Source organism: Paenibacillus sp. J31R34, assembly GCF_059383715.1.
This window is the reverse complement of sequence record NZ_JBXENU010000004.1, coordinates 118,349-135,371: the sequence shown is the minus strand read 5'-3', so window position 1 is coordinate 135,371 and position 17,023 is coordinate 118,349. Positions and strand designations below refer to the sequence as shown.

Annotated in this window: 14 protein-coding genes; 2 read left to right on the top strand and 12 right to left on the bottom strand. The window is 48.3% G+C overall.

The window, feature by feature from the left end; genetic code table 11:
• Positions 1-20: 20 nt before the first annotated feature.
• The 8 genes from AC50YG_RS13315 to AC50YG_RS13280 form a co-directional block, all read right to left on the bottom strand.
• Positions 21-1,706 (bottom strand): peptide ABC transporter substrate-binding protein, encoded by a 1,686-nt coding sequence (locus AC50YG_RS13315; protein ID WP_494827350.1) that lies wholly within the window; start codon positions 1,704-1,706, stop codon positions 21-23.
• 233 nt (positions 1,707-1,939) lie between these two features.
• The gene (locus tag AC50YG_RS13310; protein WP_494827348.1) at positions 1,940-3,451 is read right to left on the bottom strand and encodes a monooxygenase; all 1,512 of its coding nucleotides are present in this window, start codon (positions 3,449-3,451) and stop codon (positions 1,940-1,942) included.
• 30 nt (positions 3,452-3,481) lie between these two features.
• On the bottom strand, positions 3,482-3,988 hold the full coding sequence (locus tag AC50YG_RS13305; protein ID WP_494827346.1) for a MarR family transcriptional regulator: 507 nt from the start codon (positions 3,986-3,988) through the stop codon (positions 3,482-3,484).
• A gap of 102 nt (positions 3,989-4,090) precedes the next feature.
• Positions 4,091-4,651 (bottom strand): nitroreductase family protein, encoded by a 561-nt coding sequence (locus tag AC50YG_RS13300; RefSeq protein WP_494827344.1) that lies wholly within the window; start codon positions 4,649-4,651, stop codon positions 4,091-4,093.
• A gap of 401 nt (positions 4,652-5,052) precedes the next feature.
• Positions 5,053-6,036, bottom strand: coding sequence for a glycoside hydrolase family 43 protein (locus AC50YG_RS13295; protein WP_494827342.1), 984 nt, complete (start codon positions 6,034-6,036; stop codon positions 5,053-5,055).
• A 22-nt stretch (positions 6,037-6,058) separates the two neighbouring features.
• Entirely contained in the window at positions 6,059-6,904 is an 846-nt protein-coding gene (locus AC50YG_RS13290; protein ID WP_341278645.1) for a carbohydrate ABC transporter permease, read from the bottom strand.
• On the bottom strand, positions 6,901-7,758 hold the full coding sequence (locus AC50YG_RS13285) for a carbohydrate ABC transporter permease (RefSeq protein ID WP_494827339.1): 858 nt from the start codon (positions 7,756-7,758) through the stop codon (positions 6,901-6,903). Before AC50YG_RS13285 ends, AC50YG_RS13290 begins: the two co-directional genes overlap by 4 nt.
• Before the next feature lie 81 nt (positions 7,759-7,839).
• Positions 7,840-9,186 carry an ABC transporter substrate-binding protein gene (locus AC50YG_RS13280; RefSeq protein ID WP_494827337.1) on the bottom strand — a complete coding sequence of 449 codons (1,347 nt, stop codon included), beginning with the start codon at positions 9,184-9,186 and terminating at the stop codon, positions 7,840-7,842.
• Between the two features lie 189 nt (positions 9,187-9,375).
• On the opposite strand from AC50YG_RS13280, the gene AC50YG_RS13275 reads away from it, so the two are divergent.
• Positions 9,376-10,458: a GntR family transcriptional regulator gene (locus AC50YG_RS13275; protein ID WP_473755219.1), complete on the top strand. Its 1,083-nt coding sequence runs from the start codon at positions 9,376-9,378 to the stop codon at positions 10,456-10,458.
• A 95-nt stretch (positions 10,459-10,553) separates the two neighbouring features.
• Here AC50YG_RS13275 and AC50YG_RS13270 read toward each other — a convergent pair whose 3' ends face one another.
• From AC50YG_RS13270 to AC50YG_RS13260, 3 genes are all read right to left on the bottom strand, one after another.
• The gene (locus tag AC50YG_RS13270) at positions 10,554-11,618 is read right to left on the bottom strand and encodes an LLM class flavin-dependent oxidoreductase (RefSeq protein WP_494827335.1); all 1,065 of its coding nucleotides are present in this window, start codon (positions 11,616-11,618) and stop codon (positions 10,554-10,556) included.
• Between the two features lie 178 nt (positions 11,619-11,796).
• Complete coding sequence (locus AC50YG_RS13265) at positions 11,797-12,930, bottom strand: SMP-30/gluconolactonase/LRE family protein (protein ID WP_494827333.1); 1,134 nt, start codon at positions 12,928-12,930, stop codon at positions 11,797-11,799.
• A 42-nt stretch (positions 12,931-12,972) separates the two neighbouring features.
• Positions 12,973-13,752 (bottom strand): SDR family NAD(P)-dependent oxidoreductase, encoded by a 780-nt coding sequence (locus AC50YG_RS13260; protein WP_494827331.1) that lies wholly within the window; start codon positions 13,750-13,752, stop codon positions 12,973-12,975.
• A 354-nt stretch (positions 13,753-14,106) separates the two neighbouring features.
• Here AC50YG_RS13260 and AC50YG_RS13255 point away from each other — a divergent pair, with 354 nt between their 5' ends.
• The gene (locus tag AC50YG_RS13255; RefSeq protein ID WP_494827330.1) at positions 14,107-14,772 is read left to right on the top strand and encodes a TetR/AcrR family transcriptional regulator; all 666 of its coding nucleotides are present in this window, start codon (positions 14,107-14,109) and stop codon (positions 14,770-14,772) included.
• A 115-nt stretch (positions 14,773-14,887) separates the two neighbouring features.
• Here AC50YG_RS13255 and AC50YG_RS13250 read toward each other — a convergent pair whose 3' ends face one another.
• On the bottom strand, positions 14,888-16,882 hold the full coding sequence (locus tag AC50YG_RS13250) for an ABC transporter substrate-binding protein (RefSeq protein ID WP_494827328.1): 1,995 nt from the start codon (positions 16,880-16,882) through the stop codon (positions 14,888-14,890).
• Positions 16,883-17,023: the final 141 nt, after the last annotated feature.

The following is a 17,023-nucleotide window of genomic DNA, read 5'->3' as shown; positions in this document are numbered from 1 at the left end:
CCCTTTGAGGGAGCAGCCCGTTATTGTTTATCGGCTAATTTGTAAGAAATACTGCCGCCTATCGTGCCAAGATTAACTCCGGTTACCTCCGGTTTAATTAATATAGCGTTGCCCTTCTGATACACGGGGAAAATAACCGCTTGCTCCAGCACTTTCGCCTCAAGCTGCTTTAACGCTTCCCACCGCTGCGCAGGCTGGCTGGCAAGATTGCCTCTGCTCACCCGATCCGCGAGTTCATCATAGGCTTTCTCGCTCCATTTGCCAAAATTGTTCGGATTATCTGTCGTCCACATCGCCAGATAGGTCATCGGATCGTTATAATCTGGCCCCCATCTGGTCAGGCCCACTTCATATTCGCTGTTGTACATCAGCTCGACGCGATTTTTCTTCGGCTGGGACTTCAGCGTAAAGGTCACTCCCGGCAGCGTCGTTTCAATTTCCGATTGAATGAACTGTGATACGAGCGTCGCTGATTCCGTATCTTCAAACAGCAGCTCCAGCTCAATCGCATCAATGCCAAGCTCAGCCTTCGCTTTTTCCCAATATTTCAGCGCTTCTTCCTTATTGTTCGATGGATAGCTGCCTGCCGTTTCCCGGTAATCCTTACCGTCCGGCCCCGTCGCCAGAAACTGCGGAACGGCAAAATCTGCTGCGATGGAGCCATCCTTCAATATCTCATCAACGACCGCCGTTTTGTCGTAAGCAAGCGAGAGCGCTTTGCGCAAATTGATATTTTCTAAGCCGGGAACCTTCTGATTGGGCGATAAATACCAGAGATAGCCTGTCAGCACGCTCTGATATTCAGGGCTTTGCTGATAGCTTGTAATTTGTTCGCCGGAGAGCGCAACATAGTCAATGTCTCCATTTTCATAGGCGAGCACCGATTGCTGAGTATCTTTAATAATTTTATAGTTTAGGCCATCCAGCTTTACGCTGTCAGCGTCGTAGTAGTCGTTATTTTTCTCCAAGTAAAAGGTTGTGCCGCCGACTTCCCAGGTTTTCAGCTTGAACGGGCCATTCGCCAGCAGCGCTTCTGGGGTTAAAGCGAATTCCGTGCCTTTCTCCGTCAAGAAGGCTTCATTTACAGGAAAGAATGAAGGAAAGGCGATTACAGAGTTAAAGAAAGGGATGGGACGTTCAAGCTCCACCGTCAGCGTCTTGTCATCAACAGCCTTTACGCCAAGCTCGTCGAAGCTTTTCTCGCCGGCGATGATGGCATCGGCATTTTTCAAACCGGCTACCCCTGCGATGAAGCTGTACTCACTAGCCGTTTCCGGATTAACAAGGCGCTTCCAGGCAAACTCAAAATCTTTCGCTGTGACTGGAGTGCCATTGGACCACTTCGCATCCCGCAGTGTAAACGTATAATGGAGGCCATCCTCGCTCAAATCTACCTTTTCAGCTAGAGCCAGCTGGGGCACGCGATTCTCATCAATCGAATACAAGCCTTCTGTCGTAGCGGCAATGACTTCAAAAGACAACCCGTCCGTCGCAATGGCGGAATCCATCGAAGCAAGCTCCACATCTTTGCCCAAATTGAGCACCTTCAGCGCTTCAGGACTTGCTTCCGGTGTTGTGCTCTCTGAAGGGGCACTAGAGCTTTCGGCTGAAGCGGGCGTTGTACCCGAGCCCTGCTTTGCGCTTGTGCAGCCTGCTAATAATAAAAGGATCGAGAATAGGGCGATTGCTATCTTTACTTTTTTCAACAAGGTTTCCTCCCCAAATACTAGAAATAAAAAGGAATCTCATTCCATGTAAAATTCAGGATGTTTCAACCTTTTTCTGCATTATACAAGTCGATATTTTTAAAGTCAACTATTCTTATTGGAATTATCAATTTAATTGATATAACGATAGAAATATCAAATAACCCCCATCTCGGCAGCGAGATAGGGGGAATAGACTAGCCATGCTATTAGGAAATAGATGTGGAAATTCCTTATTTCAAGTGTATAGAACCTGGCTCACACCAACGGGCAAGTCCTGCTTTGACCGCCTCCAGTGGCGCCGATGCTGTACAGTCAACCGCCCATGCAATGTAGCCGTCGGGGCGAATTAAAGCCGTATGGACATTTTCCCACCCGACTGCTGCTTCAGCTATAGAAGCTTGCACACCTTCCACATGCGCATATTTCTCCCAATCGACTAGCTCGCCAAATTGGGGGTCACCCGCGAGGTGAAGCAGCACATAGGAGCCTGCATGCATGAGCTTATAGGATTTTAGAAGAGAGCCGCTCCCCAGCCTTAAAGTAAGCTCCGAGAATCGGCGTCCATTCAGGGGATGTGGCGGCGAGTGGGGGTCAGGCGCATACCCCACATCAAAGGCTGAAATTTGGGCAGAGAGCAAAGCATTGGCTTCGGGTATTTGCAGAAGGGATGCCATAAGCTTTCTTAACTCCACCACGCCCGGAAGCTGCCTAATCAATAGAGCCTGCGCTTCGGTATTGCGAAGCAGCGCCGTGCTTACAGGATAACGTTCCTCATGATAGCTGTCCAAAAGCCAGTCCGGAGCCCAGCCATTCAACTGGGCAGCCAGCTTCCAGCCTAAATTCACAGCCTCCTGCAAACCGACATTCATCCCTTGTCCGCCTGCTGGAAGATGAATATGTGCCGCGTCTCCGGCGAGGAAAACCCGATTTTTGCGAAAATGCTCAGCCTGGCGGGTTGCATTGCCGAATCGCGAGAGCCACTCCGCCTCTCTAATCCCAAAATCCTGTCCATAAACACGCAGCATGCTGGACTTAAGCTCAGCGAGTGTGACTGGTTCGTCCTTAGCAATCGCCAGCCGCTCGGAATCGAATACAATGACCCGGTGAATCTGCTTAGTCACAGGTACAATCATGATGCTGCCCTGTTCCGAAAATTGGGATACGATTTTCCCTGACTCAAGCTCTGGCAGCTTGACATCTCCAAGCATACCGGTAAAAGTAGCATCCGTTCCTAGAAATGCGATCCCCAATTGTTTGCGGACAAGGCTTCCGCCGCCATCAGCGCCCACGGCGTATTCAGCGGTCAGCCTATATTCCCCTTCCGGCCCTAGCGCCGTCACTTCAACTCCTTCGTCGTGCTGGCGGATCGATTTTACTTCTGTTTCCCGGAAAATAGCTACGCCTAGCTCACGTGCCCGTTCCTCCAGCAGCTTCTCGGTTTCACTTTGCGCAAGAACTAATGTATAGTTCGAGGCTGAATCCAAAATAGAAAAATCCAAAGGCGTTGTCAGCCCCGCGAAATGCCCTCTTGGAATGGGCCTCCCCCTCTCCAGCAGATCCGTAGTCATACCTCGCATATCTAAAACCTCCAGCGTGCGGGGATGAATCGTTAATGCACGGGAATAAGGCGTTGTTTCCTTCAAACGCTCCAGCAAGCACACTTTTATGTTAGCTAAAGCAAGCTCAGAGGCTACCATCAGGCCGACTGGTCCAGCTCCCACAACAATGACGCCATAATTCATCTTTCGTCACACCTCTCCATCGATCATTCATCATGTTTGCTCCGTTATCTTCACAACACTATGCTCATAAAAACCGATCAAATCCAGCATAAACCGTTTGACTACTTCAAGCTCGGCCTCGTTATAGGCATGCAAAATCCCCATAAATTGCGCCTGCACCTTGTCATGCAGCTCTTCATGAATGGCATACAACTGCTTGCCCGGCGAAGTCAGACGAAAAAAAACTTCCTTTTTGTTGTCATTTAATTGTGTTCTACGTACCCAGCCGTTTTTGAGAAGGCGATTCGTCACCTTGGAGACATTCCCTTTGCTCAGTGCCATCTTATCAGCAATTGCCGTCAAATTAAGCGGCTCATGCTGCCCGATGCAGGCTACCACATGAATCTCCGTCATATTAAGCGGCGTATCGAATTCAATGCTTTTGCGCAGCTCCTGTAAAAAAAAGCTGCCTTCCTCCTGCTCAAACTGCTCCTGCTGATGCAGCAGCTTTATCAGCAGTTCATAAACATATTGCTTGTTCATTTGATGTTTTTCCATGCTTAACCCATCCTTTGCTAGCTTCACTCCTTTCAGTATAGCGTATAAATTGTTTCAAAAGAAACAATTTGATTAATAAAAATAATGCGCCGCAGCTACAGGTCACAGGATGGTCAGTTTCTTTTCAGCCGGCGTACGCGGCTTTGCTTTCGGAATCTTATCGTAATAGCCCATAAGCAGTATACCAACCATACGCTCATCCGGCTTGACGCCTAGCCCTTCACAAAATATAGGTGAGCGGATACATTCGAGCGTTGACCAAACCATCCCGATCCTTTGCTCCCAAGCCAGTAGCTGAAAGTTTTGAATGAGGCAGCTGACGGCTCCATAATCCTCCTCTTGCTTATGCGCATCCTTGTCCGCTTTCATCACAACAATTAGAAACGCAGGGGTTTTGCTGTAATGCTGCATCATCATTTGCTTCAGCTTTCCAGGCATTAGCTTAAGGCGTTTCAGATGGCTCATCGACTCCATCATTAGATCGACCAGCCTGGCTTTTGCCTCCATACGTTCGGCTACAATAAAGCGCCATGGCTCCCGCAGCCCGTGATTGGGTGCCCACACGGCATCATTTAACAATTGGAGCAGCATATCCGGCGCAAGCGATTTTTCGTTAAAGTGCCGAATGCTGCGCCTTTCACGAATCGTAACTGCAATGCTCATTGAAGGGCTCTCCTTCCATTTTATTTTTCAATCCAGAACTTTTGTTTCAAAGGAAACAATATAGATAAAGGTAGAGAATTACACTCTGCAATCTCCATATATATTGTTTCCCTAGAAACAATTTAATCACATCCATCCTCTTTTCGTCAATGAAGAGTTGAAAATAGTCGCCGCGCCAAAACCTATAGCCCCATTTCACAATCAAAAAAAACAGGAAGTGTCTTCAAACTGATCAAACACTAAACGAGGGGGTGATAACGCGGTTCCAGCCGCTTTAGGCAGGTAACGCCATTTTTCCCTATCATCGTTTGTGAATCTTCTTGTTTGAAAACATTCCCTGGCTAGCTTCCTTTTTTTGATCATGAAAGTGGCATTCGTATTTGTTAATATGCCTTCTTAAATTAGGAAGGATCGTCAACCGGCGGCTCTCCGAATACCGGATTCCCATCCTCATCCCAGTCTATTTTTTTTATCCTTGCATGGCGATTGGGGTCATACAGCGGATTGCCTACGATCTCCTTATAGCTCCGGGCATGATAGACAAGCACATCATCAAGCTCGTTCTCCGCAACCGTGAAGCAGTTATGCCCAGGTCCGTATTGCCTTGTCCGCTCGCTCGTCTGAAACACGGGCTGTGGGGATTTGCTCCAAGCAGCAGCATTGAGCGGATCACAGTCCTCATCTGCTGTCAGAAGTCCCAAGCAATAATGATGATCCGTTGCGCTTGCAGAATAGGTGATAAACAGCTTTCCGTTTCGCGCTAGCACCGCAGGCCCTTCGTTCACCTTGAAGCCTATGATTTCCCAAGAAAGCTCTGGCTTCGTCAATAGCACCTGCTCGCCGCGCAGCGTCCACGGATTTTCCAGCTCTGAAATGTACAAATTGGAATTGCCTGCAATATGCGGCGCTTTCTGCGCCCAAACCAGATACTGCTTGCCTTTATGAGAGAAGCTGGTCGCATCAAGCGCGAACGTGTCCCAAGCGGTATAGATTTGTCCCTTCTCCGTCCAGTTGCCCTCCAGCGGATTGGACGAAGCATTTTCAAGGACAAACATGCGATGGTTGAACAAGCCGTCAACGATTTCTTCAGAAGGTGCCGCCGCGAAATAGATATACCATTTTTCTTCAATAAAATGAATTTCCGGCGCCCAGATTAGAGCGCTCATCGGCCCCATGCTCGGCTTCGTCCATACAGCGACTGGCGTGCTTTCGGCAAGACCATTCAGCATCTTAGCCCTGCGCAGCTCAATTCGGTCGAATTCAGGCACGGAGGCTGTGAAATAGTAAAACCCGTCAGCATGCCGATAAATCCATGGGTCCGCTCTTTGTTCGATAAAGGGATTAGGAAAAAGCTGATTATTTACTGGATTAGCTGTAACTTTCATCGTTGTGAGCCTCATTTCGTCGTTAGCCTTTTACCGCGCCCGCCGTAACGCCGCCAATAATATAGCGCTGAGCGAATCCGTAGAAGATCATAATAGGAATCATGGACAGGATAATAGCTGCGAATGCCATATTCACCTGGGACGTATATTCGCCGAAAAACTGGAATTGCACAAGCGGCAGCGTGGAAACCGCCTTTTTCTGCACAAGCACCATAGAAACAACGAAATCATTCCACGCCCCAAGGGCGCTAAGTACAATGATGGTCATGTTAATTGGCTTCAGCAGCGGAAAAATAATACTAAAAAACGTTCGATACCGTGAAGCTCCGTCCAGCAATGCCGATTCTTCCAGTTCCCTTGGAACCGTCTTGATGAAGCCTACATAAAGGAAGCAAAAATAACCGATCTGCACGCCCGTCAACGAGATGACGAGCCCAGGCAGCGTATTCAGAATATGAAGGTCCGCCCATGTTTTGTACAGTGGAAACATCAGCACCTGAAACGGCAGCATAATGCTCGACATAAATAAATAATAGAAAAACGTATAAAAGCGGGTATTGTTTCGGGCAATGACGTAAGCTCCCATGGAGCAGACAAGAATCGTCAGAGCAACCGTCGCCGACGTTGTCACCACACTGTTGCGAAGCGCAAGGAAAAAGTTGGAGGCTTCAATAGCATCCGCATAATTGCTCCATGAAATGTGTTTGGGAAAGCTGAGCGGACTTTCGGCCGTCTCCATCGGCGTCTTAATGGAATAGACGATTGCGATATAGAAGGGGAACAAGAACAGCAGGCCAATGGCATAAAGGATAGCAATGCGAATTCGTTCCACCCATTTAAATGGCTTGGTAGCTCGCGATGTGTTCAATATTCCACCTCCCTTCTGCGGAAATAGCCGGTAACGAGAACGGTAATAAAGAGAATGAAGGCGAAAAGCACAATGGCGGACATCTGCCCGTAGCCTGCCTTGAAATAAGGGAATTCATAATTGTATACATACATAGCCATCGTCTGGGAAGACGTCCCTGGACCACCTTTTGTCGCGACCATTGAGTAATCAAATTGCCTTAAGCCTGTCCCCAGCCACAAAGGAATGCAATACGTAAAGGCAGGCATCAGCAATGGGATCGTAATGCTGCGGAACTGCTGTACGATGCCAGCGCCATCAATGCGGGCCGATTCATACATGTCTTTCGGAATGGTTTGCAGGCCCGCATAATAGATGACCATCGCAAGACCAACCTCTTTCCAGACAGCAATGATGACAATGCCCAGCATGACAGTTGAAGGATTTCCAAGCAGACCGCTATCGGTGTGGAAGAGAATCGGATAAATATCACTGTAGATATAGCGCCAAATGATGGAGGCCAACACAAGGCTGATGACCATCGGCATAAAAATGAACGTCTTTAACAGGTTGACCCCTTTGAATTTTGTATTGAGCGCCACGGCTAGCAAAAGACCCAATACGTTTACGAGCAACGTCGTGGAAAAAGCGAAAAACAGCGTATTCTTAATCGGCTCGATAGCATCGGTGTCACTGAACAGCAGCTTGAGGTTGCGCAAGCCAACATAGTCATAGGTTGGACTAATGCCATCCCAATTGGTAAACGCAATGTTCAACCCGCGGAAAAAGGGGAAAATCACAACTAAAGAAAAAAACAAAAGAGCCGGAATCAGGAACGTAAAGGTTACGAGGTTGTTTTTGTATAGTCGCTTCATCCACTCACCGCCAAATATTTATTAAGAATGTACAGCTTTTCGGTGCCCCTATGCCATTCAAGCGCCGAAAAGCTCGAGCTGTTACTTCATTTTATTAATTTTTGCAAAGCCATCGTCCAGCTTCTTAATCGTCTCATCCACATTGCGCTCGGCAGGGTCGGTAACGAGGAAGAAGGTCATCACTTTTTGCCATGTATCGTCATATTGGCCGTACCAAAGCGGCTTCACCTGATTGTTGACAATTTTTCCGGATTGGAAAACGGCTTGGAACTCCGCCGAGATCGGGTCCTGCTGTGCTGGTTTAATATCTTTGGATATAGTGCTGATGGTCTGTACGCCATCCGCCCAAATTTGCGCTCCCTCATCGGAGGCCATAAAATCAAAGAATTTTTTCGCCATCTCGACATTCGCCGACTTGGCCCCAATCATCCATGTGTCATCCGTGGAATACGTCATGTAGTTGTCTTCTGGATTATCAGTCGCCGGATACATAAATACTCCGAAATTACCGCTCGGATTGTAGCTGCGAATGCTGCCTATCGCAAAGCTGCCCATAATATCCATCGCGGCTTTACCTTGTGCAAAATATTGCAGCGAACGATCATAATCAATATCCTTGGCGTCGCTGTTCGCATAGGCGCTAAGCTGGTTTACGCGCTGCAGGAAGTCCTTGTAGCCAGGTACGTCCGAGAAGCTTTTTTCACCAGCTATAATTTTGCTCGCATAATCGGGGTTGTTCACGAGCAGTGTCCCCCACATGTCCGGCCACATAAAGCTCATGTAGGAAGCTCCGTCCTTCCATGAGGCTGCAAATGGCGTAATGCCTTTGGATTTCAGCGTCTCCGCGGCCTTCAGCAGCTCCGTATAGGTTTTCGGCACCTCAACGCCTGCCTCTTTAAATAAATCCTTGTTGTAAATGACGGCATTCGTCATCAAATCAATCGGCAAACCATATACCTTGCCTTCATACGTAACATTTGGAATATAGGCCGGATCAACCCTTTTAACAAAAGCTTCATTCGTTACGTCCAGGAAGGCTCCGGCCTTCGTCATGTCAACCATGCCTGCAGGGCGTCCAAATATAATGTCAGGCGTATCTCCTGCGCTGACTTTCAGCTTAATGTTATCGTTGTATTTATCTACTGGCATAACCGAGATATCGAAGCTCACGTTTGGATTCAGCTCAGTGAATTTGTCCGTCAGCTTCTTGAAGGTATCTACCTTCGGCTTCTCAACCATGTAGTGAACGACGCTCAGCGTAACTTTCTCGCCTGCGTCTGTTTTGGCAGGAGCGGACGCAGGCGAGGATGGAGATGCACCTGTCTGGGAGGAACCCACATTGCCGTTGCTTGCACTTCCGCAACCAGATAACATCGTTACTGCCAAAAACAAGGTGCTTGCCATTGATAACGCTTTCGCTTTTCTCATTTTGTTGACCTCCGCTTTAGTTATGGATGGGCATTTCGAATTGTAACCGCTTTCTATTTGGATTATAGAATAAAGAATAGCGATATTATATATCCAATTGGTTATAAAAATCACTTAATTATATTTTTCTTTTAAGTCCCTCTATTTTGATGATATATTATAATTATCTTTCCTTTTGAGGTGGCGCCAATGGGCAAAATGCCTTTATACAAACAAATACAAAGCTATTACAGAGAGCGGATTCTAACAGGCGAATTGCGCTACAAGGACAGAGTGCCTTCCGAACAAGAAATTATGGAGGAATTCCGGGTAAGCAAGATTACGGTGAAAAATGCATTGATCTCTCTGGCGGAAGAAGGACTGATCACCCGTATTCAAGGGAAGGGCACATTCGTCGCTCAAGTGAACGATGAGGCTCTCAGCGTGAAATCGGAGCTGCAAAGCGGTTCGCCTGCTGAAGGCATGAATAACATTATTGGGTTTATCATTCCTACCTTGAAGACAAAGGTCATTCAAAAGCTGGTAGATTACGTAGAGCTTCATGCGAAGGAAGCGGGGTATCAGACGATTTTGCATATTACGAGGGAATCCTCTGTGGAAGAGTCAAAAGCGATTAACAAATTGACTGAGATCGGGGTAAAGGGCATTATCGTTTTCCCTACCGAGGATGAGAAATACAATGAATCCTTGCTGCGATTATCGCTCGATAAGTTTCCCTTTGTATTTATTGACCGTTACCTGCGAAACATTGATACTTATCAAATTATTTCAGATAATGCAGCCGGGTCCTACGAGACGATCAATTATTTATTAAGCAAAGGGCATCAAAATATTGCTTTAATCTCACCAGACAATACGAATACAGCGATTGAAGACCGCACGCTGGGTTTTGAGAAGGCGTATATCGATAAACGTATCTCCATCGACAAAACACTGTGGTGCCATGTTCCGCTCGATATTTTACGCACAGATCAGGCCGAGCCGTATGTGACGGCCTTCCTTAGCCTTCATCCCGAGGTGAGCGCCATCTATGCTTTGTCCGCTGAAGCCGCTCAAATTGCCTATCAATCGCTTGGGAAGCTTGACCGTAGGAAAACCGAAATCGTCTCCTTCGATAATCCCGACCTTCCCGGCATTTCCTATGTCAGCCAAAACGAAAATCGGCTCGCCCAAGCAGCTGTCTCCTTGCTGAAATCGCAAATAGAAGGGGAATATTTGCCGCAGCAAACCGTCATTGAAGTAGAGCTTGTTTTATGCGACCAACTGCCTTGAAATTAGAGTCAGCCCCTTTCAAACAACCTAAAGCCAAGAGGAATTCCCCCTTGGCTTCATCCTTAACGATAAAACGTTATCGTCTTGACTGACTATTAGACCTTCTGATACGTAAATAATGGCGAGGCTTCCCAAACCTTGCTCGGAATTTCCCGCTTTAATACCGGAATGACATCGGCTGCAAAACGCTCCACCTGCTCGCGCTGCTCTGCCTCCGTCAGTCCATCCACGCTAATGCTTAGCACCTCGTGCCCAAACGCTTGATGGTAATCCAAAATCTTCTCAATCACATGCTCCGCACTGCCGACAAGGGCTGGCCCATTTGCAATGTTATCCTCCAAATCCTTGAATGGCGATTGATTATGCTTCGCAGAATCCGTTGACTGAAAGGCGTTATAATAGGGGCGATAGCGCCGAATCGCCTCTTCATTCGTATCTGCCAAATACAAGCTGCCGGCTCCCGAGCCAACGAGCGCATCCTTCGGATCATGTCCATAAAACGCCCAACGCTCCCGGTAATGATCAATGAGCGCTTTATATTTTGCCTGGGGATGGAAGCTGTTGGAGGAAAAAATCGGCTCGCCGTATTTAGCCGCCAGCTCCGTCGATAAAGGGCTTGATGCGCTGCCATGCCAGATCGGAATACGCGCTTGGAAAGGGCGCGGCTGCGTCGTTACCTTGTCGAGCGGAGTGCGGAATCGGCCTTCCCAGCTTACATTTTCCTCGGCCCATAGTCGATTAAGCAGCCCATATCGCTCCGCCATGGACTCCCACTGCTCCTCTTCCGTAATGCCAAACAGCGGATAATGCCGCGGATCGTTGCCCTTGCCAATAATCAGCTCCAGCCGCCCGCCGGACAGATGGTCCAGCGTCGCATAATCCTCGGCTACACGTACCGGATCAAGCACGCTTAATACGGTAACCGTCGTGAGCAGACGAATGCGCGACGTTCTGGCGGCAATCGCGGTGAGGATGACCGGAGGCGACGAGGACAAAAACGGCGCGCCATGCCGCTCCCCCACTCCATAAGCATCAAAGCCAAGCTTTTCTGCCAGCACCGCCTGATTCAGCACATTTTGAAATTTTTGCTGCGTGGTGAGCGCCTCTCCAGTGACGGCATTGGGAATATTCATCAGCAAGCTGAATAAAGCAAATTTCATGCTTGTTGCTCCTTTCAGGTTATAAAGTCAATAGACAACTATTCACCTAAATATAGTATGAATTAAGTTGAATCCACCTTATCACCTGTTTCCTGCTGCCGTCTAATAGAGATTTTTTATTTTCTCATTTAAATATCCGATCCGCAACAAGCTACAACTGGTGAATACGCCCAGCCTATTAGGACAAAGGTACGCGGTATACACCCTCGCTGCCTCCCGGCGCTGTCCCGATATATAAATAGCCGTTATGATCAACCGCTGTCGTTATTCCATAAATCGTGCCTGACGGTTCATGCCAGCTTTCGAGCAGCTCCCCTTGTGGGCTGTATTTGGCAATAAGTCCATGCTTCACCGGCGCGCTGGCACCATTAAGCAGCGCTTGCGGCACTTTAGCCATCAGTCCAGCCAGCCACGGGCTGCTGTGCATTTGATCGGCAAACGCCAAGCGGGTCGTGAAAATGCCGACCCAGAAGTTCCCTTGCGCATCCCGCGTTACATTGTCCGGGAAGCCAGCCATATTTTCAGCAAAAACATCCGCCGTCCCCTGCTTCTCCCCTGAAAGCCAATAACGGGTCATCTGATAGCGATACGACTCTGCCACCAGCACATACTCCTCATCTGCCGACAACGCAATTCCGTTGGCAAAATAAAGTCCTTCCAGCAGCACTGACGTTTGCTTCGTCGCCGGATCATATTTGAGCAGCCGTCCATGCGGCTTGTTTTCCGCCATTTCCTTGAAGGTCACCTTGCCATAATTCGACGTATCGGAAAAATAAACCGTGCCATCCTTCGCAATATCGAGCTCATTAGCTAAATAAATCGGCTCGCCGTCCACTGAATCGGCAAGCACCTCTATGCTCCCAGTCTGCGATACCGCAAGCAAGCCTTTCTGCACATCGGTCACAATGAGATTCCCGTTAGCATCAAACATCATGCCATTGGGTGTTCCTTGCGTATCTGCATACACGACTGCCGGCCCGGGATTACCCTGCGCATCGAAAGGCACTTGATAGATTTTACCGTCGGAATCCCCTGTATAAAGCTGCCCTTCCTTATCAAAGGTAATGAATTCCGGAAAATGCGGGGTATCCGTAACCAGCTGGGTGGAGCTGAGCTTGTCGTTCTGCTGCCACGGTCCTTCCGCCTCGAAAGAAGGCGCGGTTGGCGCGATCCATTTTACCGGCTCGACTGGGGATGGCATAATAATAAAGACCAACGCTCCTGCCACGAGCAGCCCTACTAGGAATAAGGCCACCCTGCTGATGATTTTTCTTTTGGCGGTAGCTTTAGGTTTTTTCACGGTAGTTGTCATTTAAATAACTCCTCTATGTTGATGTAATAGCTACTGGGATGGTTAGCGCGGCTTCAGCATGCCGCCTACGATCCGAAGCGACTGCCTGCGAGTAACGAAGCGCGACAGCTGCGCACCGAGGTAATTTTGCATACCCGGTACAAAATACGACTTGCCTTGCGCCAGCTTGCGCAGCGCCTCCTTGACGATTCTTTCCGGTGTATCTTTTTTCCCGACGGAAGCTGATTCCGTACCTACGACCTTAAAGAAATCCGTATCGGTCGAGCCGGGACAGAAGGCAAAAAATTTCACGCCGCGGTTGCGATTTTCCCACGATAGAGCATCCGTGAACGATAAGACAAAAGCTTTCGTCGCCCCGTAGACGGCCATATAAGGAATTGGCTGAAAGCCCGCAGTGGATGCTACATTAATGATGGTTCCTGAGCTTCTGCGCAGCATGCCCGGCAAAAACAGATGGGTCAGGCTCACTACCGCTGCAACATTGAGCATAATCTCCTCATGCTGCCGCTCGCCCGATACTTGCTCGAACAAACCATGTGTAGCAAAGCCTGCATTATTAATAAGCAGCTCAATATCCAGCTTCAGCTGCTGGCATTGCTGATACAGCTCGCTCGGCGCACCTTCCTTGGACAGATCGAGCGCAATGACCTTTGCTTGTATGCCGTGTTTTTTGCTAAGCTCGGTGGCGAGGCTGTTCAGCTTGCTCTCCGACCGCGCTACAAGCACCAAATGGCTGCCTTTCTCGGCCAATTGTCTGGCGAACTGCTCTCCTATACCTGATGATGCCCCCGTAACAAGTGTCCATTTTCCTTGAATATTCATATAACGTCCTCCTATTGATATACAATGTAATTTTAAAGAAACACTGTTACCAAACCTTTAAAAATAAGCACCATTACCGTGGGTTAGCCAAGTGAGCTTTCGTTTGGTAACAGTGTTTCTTTATAGAACCATAGTAATTCAGTCTGCTCATGCTGTCAATGCTTTTTTTATCATTCAAAAAATTCCTCTACAGTCGGTTTCTAAGCTGCTCGGTCAACCTTCCACTATACCCCGCTTTCAGCCTGCTGTTAATTCGCATTGACAAGCCCACGTCGTCTGTATAGAATTTGGGTAAGCAATTTGGAAACTCTGTTTCTGATTAAAAACAGATTGACCGAGACGAGGGTGATAAAAATGAGTGAACAGGATCATCCCCTTAATACGAATAAGCGCGAGCTGAAAACCTACCAGGAAGCCCGGCTGCAAAATACCGAAAATCTCCGCAAGCTCGTCGTAGATGCTGCGGCTACTATTTTGCAGGAGGAAGGCCCTGAGGCGGTTACCGTTCGTAAAGTATCACAGAAAATGGGCTGCTCTACCAAAATCATTTACAGCTTGTTTGTCAATAAAGAGGGGCTTGCGCAGCAGCTGTATCTCGATGGCTGCAAAATAATGGCTCGCGAGTTTGAAGCAACGCCTGCACTAGCCGGCCCGAGAGCGCATTTGCTCGCTTTAGGCGAAACCTATTGGCAGTTTGCCCAGCGCTACACCAGCTACTACAAGCTAATGTTTGGCGGAGCTTTCGGCGATTTCAAGCCGGATGAGGAAAGCATGCAGGGCACCGTGACGGCTATGCGCCAATTAATCCATGTCATCGGCAGCGCCCAGCAGCAGGGTCTCCTATCAGCGGCGGCACCGACGGATACGATAGAAATTGTCCGCCTCGTCTGGGGCGCCCTCCACGGTGTCATCCATTTGCAAATGGGCGGGCATTTTGGCGATGTTCCCTCCGCCCACGCCACTTATCAGCAAACGATCTCCCTATTAGCAAGCACCTTGTTCGCTAAACAGGAAGGTTAAAATCGCACCCTGCCACTTAGCTGTTAGTCAAACTGCTAGATGATTAATCCGACGTCCTTATCCCAGCGTGAAAAAGCCGCCAATCCTCTAAACAGGACTGGCGGCTTTTCATCTTTTATTTTTGCTTCGCCGTCATGACGCTGACGATTTTCTCCAATTGAAGCTCCAGAGAATACGGATCTTCCATAACGAACTCATCGCCATTTTCGCCAAAGGTGCCGTATTTATATACTTGGCCCTTTTGCACGGCAGGCAACTGCTTCCACAGCTCGCTGTTCAATATTTCCTCGCTTCCTTCGTCCTCTGCCCCGTATAAGAAGATATGATCGCCCGTATATTGCGACAAGACCTCCAATGAAATACTTGCAAAGCCATCCTTCATATCTTTCGCTTGCTGGGTTGGCGGCAGCTCCAGCATTTGATAAATGGTCGAGCTGCCATAATTGCCGCCCTCAGCCGCGATGACATACAAGGCTTTGTATCCGAATTGAACGATGGAGACCGTTTCGCCTTCCTTGACGATTCCGGCTATTTTCGCTTTTGCCTCTTCAACCTTTGTATCATACTCTGTGATCCACTGCTCGGCTTCCTTCTCCTTCCCGAATATTTTGCTGACGTTCCGGAATTTCTCCAGCGGTCCTGCTGTCTTCAGCTCTTCCCAATAAGGCAGAAACACCGTCGTGCCTACCTTCTCGTATTGCTCAATATTTTCATCAATAGAACCAATGATTAGATCTGGCTCCAAATACGTCAGCTTCTCCAAATTCATTGGAAAACCGCCCAAATCCTCTATGCCATCCAGTACATCCTGCGAAATGCCGGAATCCCCAAGCCAGGCCTCATTCAACATAAAACTTCTGACCCCAACTGGAATAATGCCCAGCTTCAGCAGATGGCCCATATATTGATCGGCGGCAACCCGCTGCGGATTGGCAGGCACCTCTACGTCACCTTTAGGCGTAGCTACAATTCGGGTCGCGGCTTGTGGCTCCGCTTGCTGAGCCGCAGGCGATGTCTCCGTATTTGAAGCTCCAGCCGACTGATTAGCCGGCGCACTCGAAGGACTACCGTTGGTATTCGCCACGCCTCCACATGCGCTTACGAGCAAGGTAAAGCACATCACTAAAGCCATAACTGCTATTTTCGTTCTTCTTTGCATCAATAACTCTCTCCCTGTCCGATAATGAAAATGATTTTCAGTATCATTATAGGGATAAAACGGAGGTTGCAGAACGGCAATTCCTTGCATCGATAAGGGCAAATCCCGACCTTTCCCTTCCATGCCAAACTTCTCTCTATATCGAGCTGGAGAAATCCCCTTAAATTTTTTGAAGCTTCGGCTTAAAGAATGGGCATCTGGGAAGCCTACGTTTTCGGCAATTTCCTGCAGGGTCGCATCCGTCCGCAGCAGCAGCTGCGTCGTACGCTGGGTCCGGATCTGGCCTAAGTAATGCATAGGGCTGCTGCCTGTTTTATTTTTGAACAGTCTCGACAGATGCCCTTCGCTGCATTCCAATGCCACAGCGATCATATCCAGCGTAAGCGGCTTAGTGTAATGCTCATGAATATGGTGAATGGCCATCGCTGCTAGGTCCGGTCGAATCGGGTCCATTTCCTGCTGATGCCATTGCCAAAGCAGCTCATAGACGAACTGGTAAAAGCCTGCCTTCACCTGCAGCCTGCCCAGCCCCGTCTCCTGCCTCCACTCCTCATACAAACGCTCGACTTTATCGAATAAAGCAAGCGGCGCGCTAGGCTCAAACGCATATTGATAATGGAAAGGATTATCCTTCTCTATCCGCTTCGCTAGATCCTGTGCGCTCGGCAGCGCAAGCGTCGGCTTGTACAAAATCATATAATATTCCAGCTCATCCTCCGCCAAAATAGTCAAGCTCATGCCTTTGCCGCCATGAAAAATATGAAATCGCTTAGCCACATGCATTTGCCGGTCCAGCCAGATTTTCGCGTTTCCCCGCACCGTATACATAAACGCACTGGCTGGCAGCCGATAAGAGGAAAGCTCTTCCCCTTTGTCCATTGCCGAATAGCGAATATCAATTATTTTAATAAAAACATGATTCCATAGCCTTATATGTTCATTTAATTGCATACTGCCGCTTCACTCCCCTGTTGCAAACCCACCCGAACGTTTAAATTAGTTCCATTATAATTGATAATCATTCTTAGTGGCAACCAATTCAGGATACTTTAATGAGCAGTGTTCCGTATAAAAACCGTATACTTTCCTATA